Source organism: Actinocrinis sp., assembly GCF_035650855.1.
Classification (GTDB): Bacteria; Actinomycetota; Actinomycetes; order Streptomycetales; family Catenulisporaceae; genus Actinocrinis.
The window spans coordinates 18,373-33,873 of the sequence record NZ_DASRGV010000252.1 but is presented as its reverse complement, the minus strand read 5'-3'; the positions used below and the strand labels follow the sequence as shown (position 1 = coordinate 33,873).

At 69.1% G+C, this 15,501-nt stretch carries 10 protein-coding genes; 3 read left to right on the top strand and 7 right to left on the bottom strand.

Annotated features, from left to right (window positions below; translation table 11 throughout):
- The first annotated feature begins 344 nt into the window (after positions 1-344).
- From VFB40_RS18345 to VFB40_RS18335, 3 genes are all read left to right on the top strand, one after another.
- Positions 345-2,459, top strand: coding sequence for a SpoIIE family protein phosphatase (locus VFB40_RS18345; protein WP_324852267.1), 2,115 nt, complete (start codon positions 345-347; stop codon positions 2,457-2,459).
- Between the two features lie 722 nt (positions 2,460-3,181).
- On the top strand, positions 3,182-5,281 hold the full coding sequence (locus VFB40_RS18340) for a tetratricopeptide repeat protein (protein WP_324852265.1): 2,100 nt from the start codon (positions 3,182-3,184) through the stop codon (positions 5,279-5,281).
- Positions 5,282-5,452: 171 nt separating this feature from the next.
- Positions 5,453-5,764 carry a hypothetical protein gene (locus VFB40_RS18335; protein ID WP_324852262.1) on the top strand — a complete coding sequence of 104 codons (312 nt, stop codon included), beginning with the start codon at positions 5,453-5,455 and terminating at the stop codon, positions 5,762-5,764.
- Here VFB40_RS18335 and VFB40_RS18330 read toward each other — a convergent pair.
- The 7 genes from VFB40_RS18330 to VFB40_RS18300 form a co-directional block, all read right to left on the bottom strand.
- Positions 5,754-6,245: a hypothetical protein gene (locus VFB40_RS18330; RefSeq protein ID WP_324852260.1), complete on the bottom strand. Its 492-nt coding sequence runs from the start codon at positions 6,243-6,245 to the stop codon at positions 5,754-5,756. The two genes, VFB40_RS18335 and VFB40_RS18330, sit on opposite strands and share 11 nt — an antisense overlap.
- Before the next feature lie 80 nt (positions 6,246-6,325).
- Entirely contained in the window at positions 6,326-7,588 is a 1,263-nt protein-coding gene (locus VFB40_RS18325) for a hypothetical protein (RefSeq protein WP_324852257.1), read from the bottom strand.
- A 162-nt stretch (positions 7,589-7,750) separates the two neighbouring features.
- On the bottom strand, positions 7,751-10,885 hold the full coding sequence (locus VFB40_RS18320; protein ID WP_324852255.1) for an AfsR/SARP family transcriptional regulator: 3,135 nt from the start codon (positions 10,883-10,885) through the stop codon (positions 7,751-7,753).
- Between the two features lie 167 nt (positions 10,886-11,052).
- Positions 11,053-11,553, bottom strand: coding sequence for a helix-turn-helix domain-containing protein (locus VFB40_RS18315; RefSeq protein WP_324852253.1), 501 nt, complete (start codon positions 11,551-11,553; stop codon positions 11,053-11,055).
- Positions 11,554-11,845: 292 nt separating this feature from the next.
- Positions 11,846-13,150 (bottom strand): NsdA family TPR-like regulatory protein, encoded by a 1,305-nt coding sequence (locus tag VFB40_RS18310; RefSeq protein WP_324852251.1) that lies wholly within the window; start codon positions 13,148-13,150, stop codon positions 11,846-11,848.
- A gap of 512 nt (positions 13,151-13,662) precedes the next feature.
- A complete protein-coding gene (locus VFB40_RS18305) occupies positions 13,663-15,147 on the bottom strand; it encodes an aminopeptidase P family protein (protein WP_324852249.1) in 1,485 nt (494 codons plus the stop codon).
- A gap of 119 nt (positions 15,148-15,266) precedes the next feature.
- The gene (locus VFB40_RS18300; RefSeq protein WP_324852246.1) at positions 15,267-15,494 is read right to left on the bottom strand and encodes an FmdB family zinc ribbon protein; all 228 of its coding nucleotides are present in this window, start codon (positions 15,492-15,494) and stop codon (positions 15,267-15,269) included.
- Between the last annotated feature and the right edge of the window lie 7 nt (positions 15,495-15,501).

Sequence of the window (15,501 nt, the reverse complement as noted above, 5' to 3'; positions counted from 1 at the left end):
GCCGCGCGGCGGCGACGACACCGGCCGAGTGTGGATCAGCACAGTTGAGCACGTCGTGCGAGTACGCACCGGCGAACACGGCGAACCGGCCCTGTGAAACGCGAACCGTGAACCGCGAACCGGCCGCGGCTGCACCTGCGGGTGCGGTCCGCGCGCCGGATTCGCGCCCGGACGCTCCTTGCTTTTCCACCGTTTCCACCCGAAAAATGGGAGAAGCGGTGGCCGGGTGGCCGAATAGAACACTTCAGCGACCAATCGCGCGACCCACTGTCCTGACATGGAGGTGTGCTACCGTACCGATCACCCGACAAGAACTTGGGCACGCGCGAAACGGCGGCACCGCGATGGCCTCTACCGCACGCGACCGGCCGTGGCCCGCCACATTGACGCTGGGTCCGGACGGACGGATCACCTCCTGGAGCCGGGGTGCCCAGGCGCTGTTCGGCCTCTCCGCGGCCAGGGCGTGCGGGCGGCGACTGCGCTCCCTGCTGGTGCGTCCGGAGGACCGGGCGACGGTCGACGAGCTGTTCGGCTCGGTGCTGGCCGGACGCAGCTGGTCCGGGGCCCTCCCGCTGCTCGACGCCGACGGGCGCGCGCATCCGGTGGAGTGCGGCTGGCAGCCGATCCAGGATCGCCGTGGCCGCTCCGGCGCCCTCATCGTGGTGACCGACCGCGCGGACGTGCCCGAGAACGAGCCGGCGGCAGCTGACGCGCCGCTCGGCACCGCGCACGCCGCCCTCGAGGCGATCAGCCAGTTCCAGGAACACGCGGCGACCGTGGCGATGATGCGCCGGGTGCAGCTGCTCACCGACGCCAACACGATGATCGGCTCCACCCTGGACATGGCGGCGACCGCCGCGGAGCTGATGGAGGTGGCCGTCCCGCGGTTCGCCGACTCGGCCAGCGTGACCGTGCTGGAGTCGGTGGCCGCCGACTTCGAGCTGCCGGACCGGCCCGCGGGCAGCGGCACCGTGCTGCGGCGGCTGGCCGCGGCCCCGCTCGCCCGCGCGGGCGCGGAGATCTTCCCGGTCGGCGGGACCGTCACCTACCAGCCCGGCACGCCGCTCGCGCAGGCACTGGCCACCGGCCGCTCGCGGGCGCTGCAGAACATAGACGCGGCGATGGCCGAGCGGATCGCCACCGGGCTCGGCGAAGAGGCCGCGGCGGTGTTCGCCGGCAAGTCGCTGCTGATCGTGCCGCTGGTGGCGCGCGGCGCGGTGCTCGGCCTCGCGGTGTTCTCCCGGGACCCCAGCAGGCGCCCCTTCTCCCCCGGCGAGGGCGTGCTGGGCGAGGAGCTGGCCGCGCGGGCGGCCCTGTGCATCGACAACGCGCGGCTCTACTCGCACGAGCGGCAGACCGCGCTGATGCTCCAGCGGGCGCTGCTGCCGGACGACTCCGGCTACCACGCGGGCATCGACATCGCGCACCGCTACCTGCCCGCCAGCGACCTCACCGGCGTCGGCGGCGACTGGTACGACGTGATCGCGCTCGGCGGCGGCCGGGTGGCCCTGGTCGTGGGCGACGTGATGGGCCACGGGGTGCGCGCCGCGGCCGTGATGGGCCAGCTGCGCACCGCCACCCGGACGCTGGCCGCGCTGGACCTGCAGCCGGCCGAGGTGCTGCACCACCTCGACGAGCTGATGGAGCATCTGGGCGGCTCGCTGGCCACCACCCACTTCGCCACCTGCATCGTGGCGGTGTACGACCCCACCGCGCAGACGGTGCGCATCGCGCGGGCCGGGCACGTGCCGCCGCTGGCAGTCTGGCCGGACGGACGCACCGAGCAACTCGACCTGCCGCCCGGCGTGCCGCTCGGGGTCGGCGGCCACACCTTCGAAAGCCGCGACGTGCCGCTGCCTGATGGCAGCCTGCTGATACTCTGCACCGACGGCCTGGTGGAGAGCCGCGCCCCGGGCCGGGACATCGACGACGGCCTGCGCGACCTGGCCGACGGCGTGAAGGACCCGACGATGGCGCTGGAAGCCATCGCGGACGGGCTGATCTCCGGCCTGCGCGGCGACCGCACCCTCGACGACGCGGCACTACTGGTCGCCCGGGTGCGCGGCATACCCTCGTCGTCCACAGTGGAGTGGACGGTCGTACCAGAGCCCCCCGCGGTGGCGCAGTCCAGGCGCACCGTGCGTGCCACGCTCGGCGGGTGGGGACTCGGCCAGCTCGGCGAGACGGCGGAACTGCTCACCAGCGAGCTGGTCACCAACGCGCTGCTGTACACCGACGGGCCGATCAGCGTGCGGCTGATGCGTGATCGAACCCTGTTGTGCGAGGTCTACGACGGCTCGGAGACCGTGCCCAGGCTGCGCGCCGCCGCGGACGACGACGACGGCGGCCGGGGCCTGCACCTGGTCAAGGAGCTCTCCAGCCGATGGGGGACCCGGCGCACCACCGCCGGCAAGACCGTCTGGTTCGAGCTGCGGCTCGACGCGCTGCCCGACTTCTGAGCCGGCACTGCCGCCTTGTCGTGCGGCAGGAAGCACCGGTGACGGGCCGCTGCCAGGCCCGACCTCTTCGGAACCCACGCGCGGCGGACGCTTGTACCAATGGTGTCACAGTGCTTCGCGACCGCTTCATCGCTCAGACTCCCGCATTCTAAGCTTCCTGTCACCGCGCGAGAACGGCGCGAACGTGCGCGTTGACAATAGAATGAGGTGCGCATCAGATGAGCTCGAGGCGACGCCGCATTACCGCGGCCTTCTTCGCGACCGTGCTCTTCACAGCGCTGTCGTGGGCCGACCACAACGGTTGTCTCTCGCTCCACACCCCCACTGGAGCGAGCAGCTCGGTCAGCACTTCCTGAGTCCACGACTACAGATAGCGCAAGGCCCTGCCGATCCGCCGTCAGCTAAGCGGCGGTGGATCGGCAGGGCCTAAGTGCACTCAGCCACGGTCGACTGGTCGACAAGAACGGCGGTCGGCTCGCAGCAACCGGCGAGCCGCACTTGTTTTGTGCCTGTTCGGGCGTTTACGGTGTTCTTGAGAGCGAATCAGGGCACTGGCTGCTGTTTGCCACGGCGCGCGCGGGACGGTTGCGCTCGGTTCCAGCGCCAGCTTGCGCGATCAGGTCGACGCGAGGTCTGGGGTGGCGGTGCGCGAGAGCGGCGATGAGGTTGGCGGCGAGGCCGGCTGGACAAACAGTGATTCACACAACGAGTTGTCAGGGCACGTGAACGGTCCGGTGATACAAGCCCGGATGATCGCCGGCGGCGTGCACCTGCATCAGCGAGCCGTCAATGTGTTGGAGCGTATTCCACGGCAGTTGCCGCCGGACGCCGCGTTGTTCACCGGCCGCAAGGAAGACCTGGCGGACGTTGACCGTTCCTGGGCGCGCGCCGTAGGCGATGGCGTCGGGGCGCTGTTGGTGGTCTGCGGCACGGCGGGGGTAGGCAAGTCCGCTCTTGCAGTGCACTGGCTACGCCAGCACACTGACACCTTCCCGGACGGGCATCTGTACGCCGATCTCGGCGGGTACTCCCCCGGCGGCCCGGTGCAACCGCAAGAGGTCGCCGGCGCGTTCCTGCGCGCCCTGGGGGTCGACGCGGCGTCCGTGCCCGACGCTCTTGCCGAACGCGTTGCGCTATTACGCAGCATCACCGCCGATCGGCGAATCGGCGTGCTGCTGGAGAACCCGGTCTCCGCCGCGCAGGTGCGCACCCTGGCACTGACCGGTCCCGGGTGCGCCACCGTGGTCACCGCCCGCCAGGCACTCAGCGGCCTGGCCATCGACGGCGCGCGCGTGCACCGTCTCGAGCCGTGGCGGCCGGAGACCGCGGTACGGCTGATGGAACGCATGCTCGGTCAGGACCGGGTCTCCGCCGAGCCTGCGCAGGCCCTCGAGGTAGCGCGCCTGTGCGGTGGGCTGCCGCTCGCGGTGGGCGTAGCCGGCGCGCGACTCGCAGCCCGGCCGCGTTGGCCACTGGCGCGGCTCGCCCAGGCCCTGGCCACCGATACTGAACGGCTTCAAGCCCTGGCTCTCGACGAGGAGCACGCGGTGCGTCCCGCCCTCGACGGCTCGTACCGTGCGCTTCCCGAGTTGCAGCAACGCCTCTACCGGCTCCTGGGATTCAGCCCTCTGCGATGGTTCGACCCACCCGCAGCCGCAGCCGCCACAGGCGCAGAACACTGCGACGGAGTGGAGGAACACCTCGACGCGCTCGTCGATGCGAGCCTGCTCGAAGAGCTCACCGATCGCTACCGATTTCACGACCTGGTGCGGGTGCACGCGGCCGACTGCGCGCGCCGCGAGGAGCCCGAACCGGAACGGGCGGCGGCACTGACCCGCATCATCGACTTCTACCTGCACACCGCGACCCGTATCGAGTCCGCGCTGACTCCCAGCCACCGGCTGCTCGAACGCGACTACCAGTTCGCCACCCCCGTCGTTCTCGCCTTCCCCGATGAAACCACTAGCCTGGACTGGCTCGACGCGCAGCGGCCGAACCTGATGGCGGTCCTGCGGTACGGCGCCGTCAACCACCGCTACGGCCACACCTGGCGACTCGCGTACGCCATGTGGCCGCTCTTCCTGCGCCGCCGCTACCCCGACGAGCGGCTCGAAGCCCAAACCCTCGCCCTGCAAGCCGCCCGCGCCGAAGGACACCGCATCGCCGAAGGCAACCTGCTGACATCCCTCGCCGGCACCTTGGCCACGGCCGGTCGGCTACGCGAAGCCGCCGAGTACCACCGCCAGGCGCTCACCGTGTACGAGCAACTCGGCGACCAGCGCGGGCTTGCGCAAGCCTGCAACGGCCTCGCGAAGATCCACCTCGAGCTCGGCGAGCTACCGGAAGCCCGGCACCTGTTCGAGCGCGCCCGCCAGCTGCGCGCCGCCATCGGCTACGAGCGCGGCGTCTACCTCTCCCACCAAGGCCTCGGCCGCGTCGCCAGTGCCAGCGGCGACACCCGCAGCGCGGCCTGGCACCTGCGCCACGCCTACCGAGGCCTCACCCGCCTCAGCGACCGCTACGACGCCGCCTGGTCGCTTGCCCTGTGGGCCCACACCATCGCGCAACGCGGACAAGCCCGCCGCGCGCTGCGCCTGCTCGATCGCGCGCAAACGATGATGCACAACGCCGGCTCCCCCTACGGGCAAGCTGGCATCCACGAGATCATCGGACAGATCCACCAGCAAACCGGCGACCTCGTCACCGCACGCGAGCACTACACGACGGCAGCGCGCCTTTTCGCCGGAATCAATCCTCACGCTGAGACACGCCTACACGCCCGCCTCACCGACCTCGGCGGCCCGCACCCAGAATCCGTATGAATCGATCTGCCGTCCGCTTGACGGCGGCGGCCCGATTCTGGTCGACACGCAGCGGAATCAGACCAGCGCAACTGGCCATAACACGCGGAATCAACACTCGATCAGTGCCCACCACCGGGCGCTCGAACGTGCAACCCGGGCCGTCGTGCAACACACTGACAAAGCGTCGCCGTGTACCTGGTCGCCACGAACACCGACGGCAGCGAGCAGGAATTCACCGGAACCTTCACCGTCACCGGACAACAGATCACCGCCCCATCGATCAGCCAGGTCGACGCCGGGCCCACCACGGCGTCCCTCTGCGGCGCACCCGAGAATCCGTATGGCTACAACCTTTGCGGTCGTGGCAGCCGCGTCACCAATCCGCCGAGTGACATCTGCACCTACTTCGACTGCATCGACAACTTCTGGAACGGCCGCGGTGGCGAAATTCAGCCAGCGGGCTTCCTCGGCGCCGCGCGCAATCGTGAGGTCAGGAAATGAGGGCGAGCCGAACCGTTCGCACCTGAAGCCGGGCCATCGGTCCGTCTCCCAACGCCAGCCCGGTCAGCGCACGCGGAGAATATCCGGCGGCTAACCACGTGTGCACCGCCGAGCCGAATACCGCAAGCGCATGAACACAGGGCACTGCGTTCGCACCGCTGCGCAACACGTGGATGTGCTTGTGCCTGCGCACTGCCACCACCAGCCGGTCCTGCTCGGCCATCGCGGCGCACGCCGCAGCCCCCGGATACGCACGCAGCACGTTGGCGATGTCCGCAAAGTCCACGATGGGACGAACACGGTAGAGCACATCGCTGCAGCTCCGCCATGTGTCGTGCGCGGCGCAATCCACACAGGAGCAGACATGCGCGACCGGCGGCATGAATGTCCCCGCCGCGGATTCCGCCGACACCACACGGGCTTCGAGTGGGACCGTAAGCAGGTCGAACGTCGCCGGGCCGAACACGGAGTCGACACTCACTCGGCGCGCTCCGGCTTGGGCGGACAGCCCTACGAGGCAAGGTCCAGCGCACGCCGAGCACTCGGCGGAAGCGATCGCGCTCACAACGCCACTCTCACTTGGGGCGCGCCCATGAATTCGTCCAAACTCGGGGGAAGGGGCGCAGCGGGAAGGCAGGCAGGCGTGGCGGGCTGTCCCGTTTCGAGCAGACCGTAGAGCAGCCGCCGGGCATGCCGCGCGAAGCCTCCCGGCTCGGAGCTGATGAGAGCGGCGACCTGCGCCATCGCATCTGCGTCGAATACGTCGGCCGCATGCTTGAGCTGCGCCGGAATCGAGACGCCGTCGCTCAATCGAGGAGCTAGCGCGCCGAGCGCTGCGGCTCCACTGTGCGGATGCACGTCTTGCTCCGGGAATGCACCGAGTAGTACCGGTACACCGGTTGCTGCTCCGTACAACGTGACAGAGCCGTGGTCACCGACGATCCAATCGGCTGCAAGCAGCAACGGCTGCCAATCTGCGTCCGGACCCGCGACAACTAGACCGCGGGCCGCATACGGCGCGAGCCACGCACGCAGCTGATATTCGCCGTGCACAGCCCAGATATTCGGGTGAGTCAGCAGCACGATTCGGTAGTCGGGCGCGGGCAATTCGCGCACTAGTCGCTCAAGCAGCGGCGTAGCGCTTCCGAGCAGCGAGTTCTGACGCCATGTGGAGGCGGCCACCACCAGCTGCTGCTCCGGCTCGAGCCCGAGCGCCCTGCGGTAGCTCTCCCGCATACCGCCGCCAGCGATCAGCCGGTCGTAGCAGGGATCGCCGACCACCCGCGCGGCTGGTAGCGCCTGCGGGCAGCCTTCCTCCAGCAATCGTAGTTCCCTGTCATGCCCGAGTGCCAGCGCACTGGGCACGAGCATTCCGCCGCGAATCAGCTCACTCGGCGAGAAGCCGAGCACCGGGCCCAAGACCGGCAGCGCGCCACGGCGACGCGGGCGCGCCAGCGAATTACGGCTCGCCCCGTGGGAGAACACTACGACGGGAGCATCGACATTCTCGATGTGCCCGAAATTCGCAGTCACCGCCAAGTCGAAGGATTCCCTGACCACCTGTTCCCACGGCACCAGCGGCGCACCCAGCGCGGCCAGCATCCGCGCGGCGCCCCGGTTGAACACGTTGGGCGGCACGGTGAACACCAGTTGCACCCGCACATCGCCCTGCAACAGCGCGGCGATGTCCATCAGCCGTTTGATGCTCGTCATCGTCGGGGCCATCACTAACACCCGCCGCGTCGCGCGCACAGTCGCCCACCAGGGGCTTCGATCCTGAGGGCTGAAACGCGCGGGGCTGATCGGCGGCGAATCCGCAGCCATCATCGTCTCCTCATCCGACCCGTGGAACCGGTTCGCATCGCGGGCGCTGCCGCACCTGCTCGCGGTCCCCATTCCTGTCGTAATGAAGATTCCGCGCGTTCCTGCACGTCGCTTGCACGGGCTTGACGTCACGCTTGCACGGTCGCAGAAAGTCGGCGCCTGTCAGCCAGAGATGAGGTCCGCATCTGGATGATCGAGCTGCCGGTAAAGTTCCGCCGCACGGCGCCAGTGTTCCCGCGCCGCGGTTCGGTCGTCGCCGGCAGCGCAAATGTCGCCAAGGGCGTGCAACGCCCGTGCCTGCTCGAGCAGCGCCGCCGCGCGCTGCGCGTATGTGAGCGCGGTGTGCAGAGAGGCGACTGCCTCGGAGTGGTTTTTGCGAGCGCGCTGTAGCTGTCCGGCGACGAGGTGCAGACGCGCTTGGCGCAGGGGGTCATTGAGTTGCGCGGCGAGCGCGAAGCCGCGGCTGATGTGTGCCGCCGCTTCGTCGAGCTGCTTTGCACGCAATCTGGCGCCTGCCAGGTGCACAAGGGTGTCCACCAGATTGCGTCCGTCACCCAGCGCTTGGAAGAGACGTAATGCGTCGTTGAAGGACTCAAGCGCTTCGTCGAGATTGCCGAGCTGATCGTGCACGGCACCGATGTTGTTGGCCAGGACCGCGAGGTTGTGCGGATCGGCGAGCCGCTGCGCGAGCAGGTGAGCCGACCGGAAGCAGTCGAGCGCCTGCTCGAAGCGCCCGCTCAGCCGGTGCATCTCGCCGAGGTTGGTCAGCACGTCGCATTCGAGCGCTTGGTCGCCGTGCGCTCGCGCGGACTGCACCAGGCGCTCGGCCGTTTGCAGTGCCTCCTCGGCGTTGCCGAGTTCGAACTTGATGATGCTCAGGTGGTAGTCGGCAACGACTCGGCCACGTCGATCACTGATTTGTTCGCGCAGCTGCGCGCAGCGGCAATAGGCGTCGTGGGCAGCAGCCAGCCGTCTGGCATACCAGTGGATGCGGCCGATTTCGAGCAGAGCGTCTGCTTGCCCCCGCTTGTCGTCGTGTGCGATCCAGGCGTCAAGCGCGGTACTGGCCCAAGACAGCGCGGTGTCGAGCTGCCCTGTCCGTACGAGAGCCGCCGCCAAGTCGGTGGTGATCTGCGCGGCCATCGCATCGTCGAGATCCGCCGTCGCGGTGGTGGCGGCGGTATCCCGCGCTTGTCGGAGCATTTCAGCCGCAGTGCCCCAGTTGCCTCTGCGGTCCAGATGCTGGGCCAGGACCAATGCCAGAAGGGCGGCGTGCCGACGGTATCGGTGCTGGTACGCGTAGTCAGCCATCGCGATGATGTTGTCGCATTCGCGGTCAAACCATTGTTGAGCGTCCTCGGCGTTCTCGATGGACGGTGCGGGCGTCGAGGCGGAATTCCCTATCTGAAGAACGCGCCGGTAGGGGCGAAGCGTGCGTTCTGCGCGTGCGGATGCAGCGAGATAGAAGTCGAGCGCCCTGGCACACGCCTGCTGAGTGGCGAGCTCATCGCGTTCCAGAGCGATGCGAGCAAGAGCGAATTCTCGCGTCAGATCGTGCAATCGGTAGCGGTGACGCGCGGCCTCTTCCAAGAGGTGCTGCTCGACCAGTTCGTCCGCCGTGAGGCTGGTCGTGGTCAGATCGGCGCCGAGCATCACGGCCGCGGCGTGCACCCCGATCTCTTGGCCCGGATGGGCTGCGAGCCGGCGCAGCAGGGTGCGGCCGATTTCAGGAAGCGCTTGGTAGGACGCGGTGAATGCTGCGTGTATCGGCCCCGTCAATGTATCGGTTGCGGCAGGAGCGTTGACATCGAGCCGGTCGGCGAGGTCTGCAAGCGTCCATTGTGGGCGGCCGCGCAGGAAGGCGGCACTCACGCTGATCGCCAGCGGAACTCCTGCGCAGCGGCGAACGTAGCGTGCCAGGTCTTCGGCTTGCCCGGCGAACGCCCGGCCCGTGATGCGTTCGAGCAGCGTCTGAGTTGCTTCGTGAGAAAGCAGCCGGACGGTGTGATGGCGAGCGTCGGTCACACCGGCGAGCCGATGGCGGGAGGTGAGCAGCACGATGCTGCCGGATGTGGCCGGCAGAAGGGGAGCGATCTGCTCGGCGTCGGCGACGTCGTCGAGCAACAGCAGCAGGCGTCGGCCGCTCGTGCGGCGACGCCACAATGCGGCGAGCGCGTCGAGGCAGTCCGCGCGGCCGAGTTCGGCGCGGGGAGCGGCGATGTCTTCGAGGAGTCGGGTCAATGCCTCGCGCGGATTGAGCGGGGGCAGATGCAGGTGGTGGGCACGCAGGTTGAGCTGCAGTGCGCCGTCCGAGCAGTGCGCACGCAACCGGCGCGCGGCGCGCACCGCCAACGCGGTCTTGCCTATGCCGGGCATGCCGTCGAGGGCATATATCGCGACGCTTGGCACGGTGCGCAAATCGCGTTCGATCGCGGCGATGAGGTCAGACAGTTCTTCGTCGCGGCCGACGAGGTGCGGCGGATCTCGGTCGATCGTGTCGGGCGCGGGAACGGGGGGTGTCGGCTGTAGCGTGGCGCTGGCGGCCAATCCGGTCTCACCGCGCAGGATGCGCTGGTGGAGAGTCTGAAGTTCGACACGCGGATCCACGCCCAATTCGTCGCGTAGCCGCTCGCGGGCGCTGCGGTAGGTGGCCAGCGCCTCATCTTGCCGGCCGATGTCGCTGAGGGCGCGCATCAGCAGTCCGACGGCGGTTTGGTCGATCCGATGCTGCGCCGACAAGGCGATCAGTTCGCTGATCAGGTCGTCGCCGTGACCGCCGAGGCGGAGGTCGAGTTCGATCCGCGTGAGTGTGGCGCTGCGTCGGCGCTCGGCGAGTGCTTGGCGGGTGGCCTCAACCCACGCACCGCTCAATCCACCCAGCGCGTCGCCTCGCCAGAGTTCTTCCGCCTGGCGTAAAAGCGTGCGCGCAGACTCGGGGTCGGGCTTGCTCGCTGCGGCTCTGGCACGCGCGATCAGCTGCTCGAAGTGACGAAAGTCGACTTGTTCGACCGACGCGTCGAGCCGGTATCCGCCCGGGCCGTTGCTCCCGATGAGCCCGACGCGGTCGCCCGCGGCCTTGAGCCGGCCGCGCAGTCGCGACACGTAAGCCTGCAGGGTTTCGCGAGCCTTCTCCGGCGGCTGTTCGTCCCAGACGCGATCGGCGAGCGTCTGAATTGACACCGCACGCCCGGCTTCGAGCAGCAGGATGGCCAGGACCTGCTGCTCCTTGAGCGTTCCAACAGGGAACCGCTGCTCTTCGTGCCACAGTTCGATCGGTCCGAGCACGCGGAAATACACTCAAGCCCCCTCGGTGCGTGCACGACATTCCCCCATACTCATGCTCGCACCCGATGCGAATCAGGGTCCATAGGCCACGGGAGCCCGAAATATATTCGAGCCCCTGCCACGCGCCCACTACGCCGCTATTGCCGCAGAATCCGCATCGGCAACTTCAGATGCATTTGCTACTCGCGGGCCGCGGGGCGCAGTATTACCGCGCACCGCAACGCGTTCGCCCAGGCCACCAGGCCAATGGGACGGGGATGCCCTTGGCCCGATTCCCACTGAGAGATCGACCAGCGATTGAGGCCCAGCTCGGAAGCCACGTCCACTTGCGAGCGTCCTTCAGCTAGTCGCGCCGCATGCAACGCGAGTGCCAGTTCTCTCATTTCGCGCACGTCCCATGAGTCCTGCATTTCAGAGTCAAGCAGCTGGTACCGCAGCGGTGCCCCTTCTCGCTCGGCAATGCGCAGCACGAGGCTGAGGGCGTGTGCCCATCGGATCAGGTGGAACATCGTGGGACTGTCGCGCCTGACCTCCCAGTCGACAATCGACCCCGGCGTAACACCCAGACGCTCAGCCAGCAGACGCTGCGATAAGCCGCTGTGATTCGAACGCGCGATCTTGAGTTCGTGTACGAGTGCATCCAATTGCGCACGAGTGCGCGCATCGACTCGAAGAGCCATTGCCACACCTCGTCAAGTCTGGACTACCGTGTCGCGCCCACCCACCGCACTTAATCCCACCTGGTGGGAGGCACGTGCTGCACAGACGATGACGCATGGAAGAGACGCATTTCCGCGCCCAGTGTTTGCACGCGAGGTCATGCCCGTTGTCAGAGCGCTCAACCCTCAGACACCGCCGTGCCGGGGCGCCATTGCGCCGTTCGCCGAGTTCCGTCAGTTCCGTGGCAAGGTCGCGCGATGGCGACAGCACCCCGCAGATAATCAGAGCGTGGGAATTCGCTGACGCCCCGGGTCACTGCGCGTCCAACCTCTCGATGACGCGGCGTGCCGCTACCGAGGCCCGGTACGGTGCGAGCAGCGGGATCAGCCTGCGCAGCTTGCGCCGGGCGAGCGTCACCTCCAGCGCGTCGGCCAGCTCCGCGGCCTCGAAGGCGGTTTGCGCCACCAGGTCGACCTGGCCGACCCGCGCCGCCGCGCAGGCCACCTCGGCCAGCACGATCGCCCGGGTCTTGACCTGCTCGTGGCCAAGGCTGCGCATGGCCCACTCGGCGGCCTCCATGGCGGCTCGCGCGTCGCCGAGCCTGCCGTGCACGTTCGCCGTCATCGCGGCCAGCAGCTTGGTGTCGAAGCAGCGGGTCCACGGCAGCGTGTCGTCCTCCGGGGTCGGTTGCGGCAGATCAGAACCCAGCTTCAGTGCGTTTTCGAGCTCTGACAGGGCGGCGGCGCGCTCGCCGAGCTGCGCGGCCTCCTCCGCCGCGCGCGCCGACATCCAGGAGCGGGCCCGGCGGTCCGGGCCGGCGTGCGCGATCGCGGTGTGCGCCAATTGCCAGGCGGTCGCCGGGTCGCCGCGTTCCGCCGAGGAGTAGGACAGGTAAGTCAGAACACAGGCAAGCAGCGGGCCGTCCGCTGCGTAACGCGATGCCGCGAGCGCGCTGTCCCAGTAGCGCAGCGCTCCGGTGGCGTCGCCGCGGTCGAAGGCAAGCCAGCCGGCCAGGGCCGCGGATCGGCCGCCCGCAGCGGCGAGCCGCTTGCGCAGCGGCTCGCGCCGGGTGCCGGCCAGCAGCGCGGAGATGTCGTCGAGATGCCGGTTGACCGCCCCGGTGAGGGTCCGCGCGCAGCGGTGGTGTTCGAGGGCGAACAGGCGCGACGTGTTCGTCTCGACGATGGCTATCGCCTCCTGGTCGGCCTGCCCCGGGCGTTCCAGCGCGAAGCGCAACCGATCCCCGGGCTCACCGGCCGCGGGAGCCGGCGGCGGTTCCTCGGCCGAGCGCCGCAACGGTCCGCCCGCGAAGGTGCCGGCCAGCCGTCCGGTCAGCAGCGGGGCGTCGGGAGGCGGCGGCGGGGAGCCGGAGAAGCCGAGTTGTTCGTAGGGCGTGCGGGTCACCGCTTGCAGGGCCCGCTTGTAGTTCGGGCGGCACTCCGTGTGTTCGCCCGACTCCCACTTCTGCACCAATCGTTTGTTGCAAGTATTCGGCTCGCCGAGCACTCCGCCGGCGTGGCGGACGGCGGAGGCGAACTCGCTCTGGCTCATCCGCATTGCGAGGCGGATGGCCCTGAGCGTGTGGTTGGGCACGCGCTGTGCGGCTGGTACGGTCACGAGGGTGACAGTAGAGCCCTGAGTGACTCGCTGTGGTGCGTGAGTCACTCTTTGGTGTTGAAGCGACGCCCCTCCGGGCCCTTTGATACGCCGTAACTACCCTGGGGACAGGGTTATCTCAACCTGCTGTCGAGTCGCTCGGCACCGCACCGGCTGTGCGTCGCGCCAGGGAGCTCCGGGGCGGATGGGCGCGCTGTCCCGAACCGGCATCGCGTTGACATCGACGCGAGATGATGGGATTTGACGTATCACCACGGACGTTGCTTTCCTCGCCCTCATCTGTAGCGTCCACTGCTTCGGAAAGCAGCGTCGGCTCATGCCAGCCTACGTCCGCTTGGAGGCTGGAGAGGGCACGCGCCGCTGAACTGCAGTTCACGCCGCTTCGATCGGTGCCATCTTTCGCAGGGGTCGAACAAGGCGGCCCGACGGCACGGCGCCGCGGGGGTCGGCCATGGCGCCGTCGGGCGGTGTTGTCGGCATGGGGCTAACCGCACGAGGCTGGCCCCACCGGGTCAGCCGCGCAGGGAGCGCATCCACGCCTCGATCTCGTCGGCCTGACGAGGCAGCCCGGCGGAGAGGTTCTCGTTGCCGTGGGCGGTCACCAGGATGTCGTCCTCGATCCGGACGCCGATGCCGCGGTACTCCGCGGGCACCGTCTCGTCGTCCGGCTGGAAGTAGAGCCCTGGTTCGACGGTCTGCACCATGCCGGGGCGCAGCGTGCCGTCGACGTACTCCTCGCAGCGGGCGTCGGCGCAGTCGTGCACGTCGAGGCCGAGCATGTGACCGGTGCCGTGCAGCGTGTAGCGGCGCTGGAGGCCGAGTTCGAGCACCCGCTCCAGCGGTCCCTCCAGCAGGCCCCACTCGATGAGCCGCTCGGCCAGGACCCGCTGCGCCGCCTCGTGGAAGTCGCGGAAGTTCGCGCCCGGCTTGACCGCCGCGATGCCGGCCTCCTGCGCGTCGTAGACCGCGTCGTAGATCCGCCGCTGGATCTCGTTGAACTCGCCGGAGATCGGCAGGGTGCGCGTGACGTCCGCGCTGTAGAGGGCTTCGGTCTCGGCGCCCGCGTCGAGCAGGAGCAGCTCGCCGGGACGTACCGCGCCGTTGTTGCGGGTCCAGTGCAGGACGGTGGCGTTCGGGCCGGACGCGCAGATCGAGTTGTAGCCGACGTCGTTGCCCTCGACCCGGGCGCGCCGCCAGAAGGTGCCCTCGATCCAGCGCTCCGAGGTCGCGACCGCCTGCGCGAGTTCGCGGACCACGTCGGTGAAGCCGCGCGTGGTGATCTCGCAGGCGCGGCGCAGCTGCTCGATCTCCCAGTCGTCCTTGACCAGCCGCAGGCCGTGCATGAAGACCTTGAGCTCTTCGTCGAGCCGTTCCGCCGCGTCCGCGTCCTGGCGGGACGTGGCGCCGGCTTCGGCGAGCGCGGCGTCGAGCAGCGCGTCGTGGCCGCGCAGGATCCGGGTGATCACGTGCGGCGCGGCGGCGACGGCCTCGGCGATGCGCTGCGCGGCCTCGCGGCTGTCCAGGGTCTCCAGGCCCAGTTCGGCGGCGGCCTCGGCCAGCGAGCGGCGGCGGCCGACCCACAGCTCGCCCTGGCCGTCCAGCCAGAACTCGCCGTTCTCGCGGTTGGAGCGCGGCAGCAGGTAGAGGGTGGCCGCGTGGCCGCCGTCCGGCTGCGGTTCGAGGACCAGGACGCTGTTCTCGGTCTGGTCGGCCGTCAGGTACGCGTAGTCGCTGGCGGCGCGGAAGTTGTAGTCGAGGTCGTTGGAGCGGGTCTTGAGCCGCCCGGCCGGGATGATGATCCGCTCGCCGGGGAAGGCCGCGGACACGGCCTTGCGCCGCTTGGCCGCGTAGCCGGACTGCTCCGACGGCTCGAGGTCGTGGCGCTCGGTATCGCTCCAGCCGCGGCGCATCCCGTCCTCAAGCTCCTCGGAGATGCCCCGGTAGAGGCCGTTCTTGCGGCCCTTGACCGGCTTGTCGGGCTTGCGTTCCTCGCTCACTGCCGAGCTCCTCCTTGACCGAGGACGGGATACGTGGACGGTACGGACCGACAGCGTCGTGCGGTCCTTATCGCAGCCTATCGGCAAGCGCAGCGCCGTCCATACCCCTGGCCTACCGGTCAGGAGCAGCAGCCTCCGCCGCAGCACCCGGCACCCGACGCCGCTCCGCCGGCGGCAGCAGCGGCACCCGATGGCTTGGCGATGCCGCCGACCGCGATCATGGAGAACAGCTTCACCGTGTCGGGGTGACCCTCCGGGCAGTCGATCGGCGCGGAGGCCTCGCTCATCGGACGGGTCTTCTCGAAGGTGGCGCCGCAGGCGCGGCACCGGTACTCATAGCGCGGCATACGCTCA

Bases quoted from the DNA above. Each gene is read 5' to 3' on its own strand.
- VFB40_RS18300 (WP_324852246.1), bottom strand. From the start codon at position 15,494: ATGCCGCGCTATGAGTACCGGTGCCGCGCCTGCGGCGCCACCTTCGAG.
- VFB40_RS18315 (WP_324852253.1), bottom strand. From the start codon at position 11,553: ATGGCTCTTCGAGTCGATGCGCGCACTCGTGCGCAATTGGATGCACTC.
- VFB40_RS18325 (WP_324852257.1), bottom strand. From the start codon at position 7,588: ATGGCTGCGGATTCGCCGCCGATCAGCCCCGCGCGTTTCAGCCCTCAG.
- VFB40_RS18345 (WP_324852267.1), top strand. From the start codon at position 345: ATGGCCTCTACCGCACGCGACCGGCCGTGGCCCGCCACATTGACGCTG.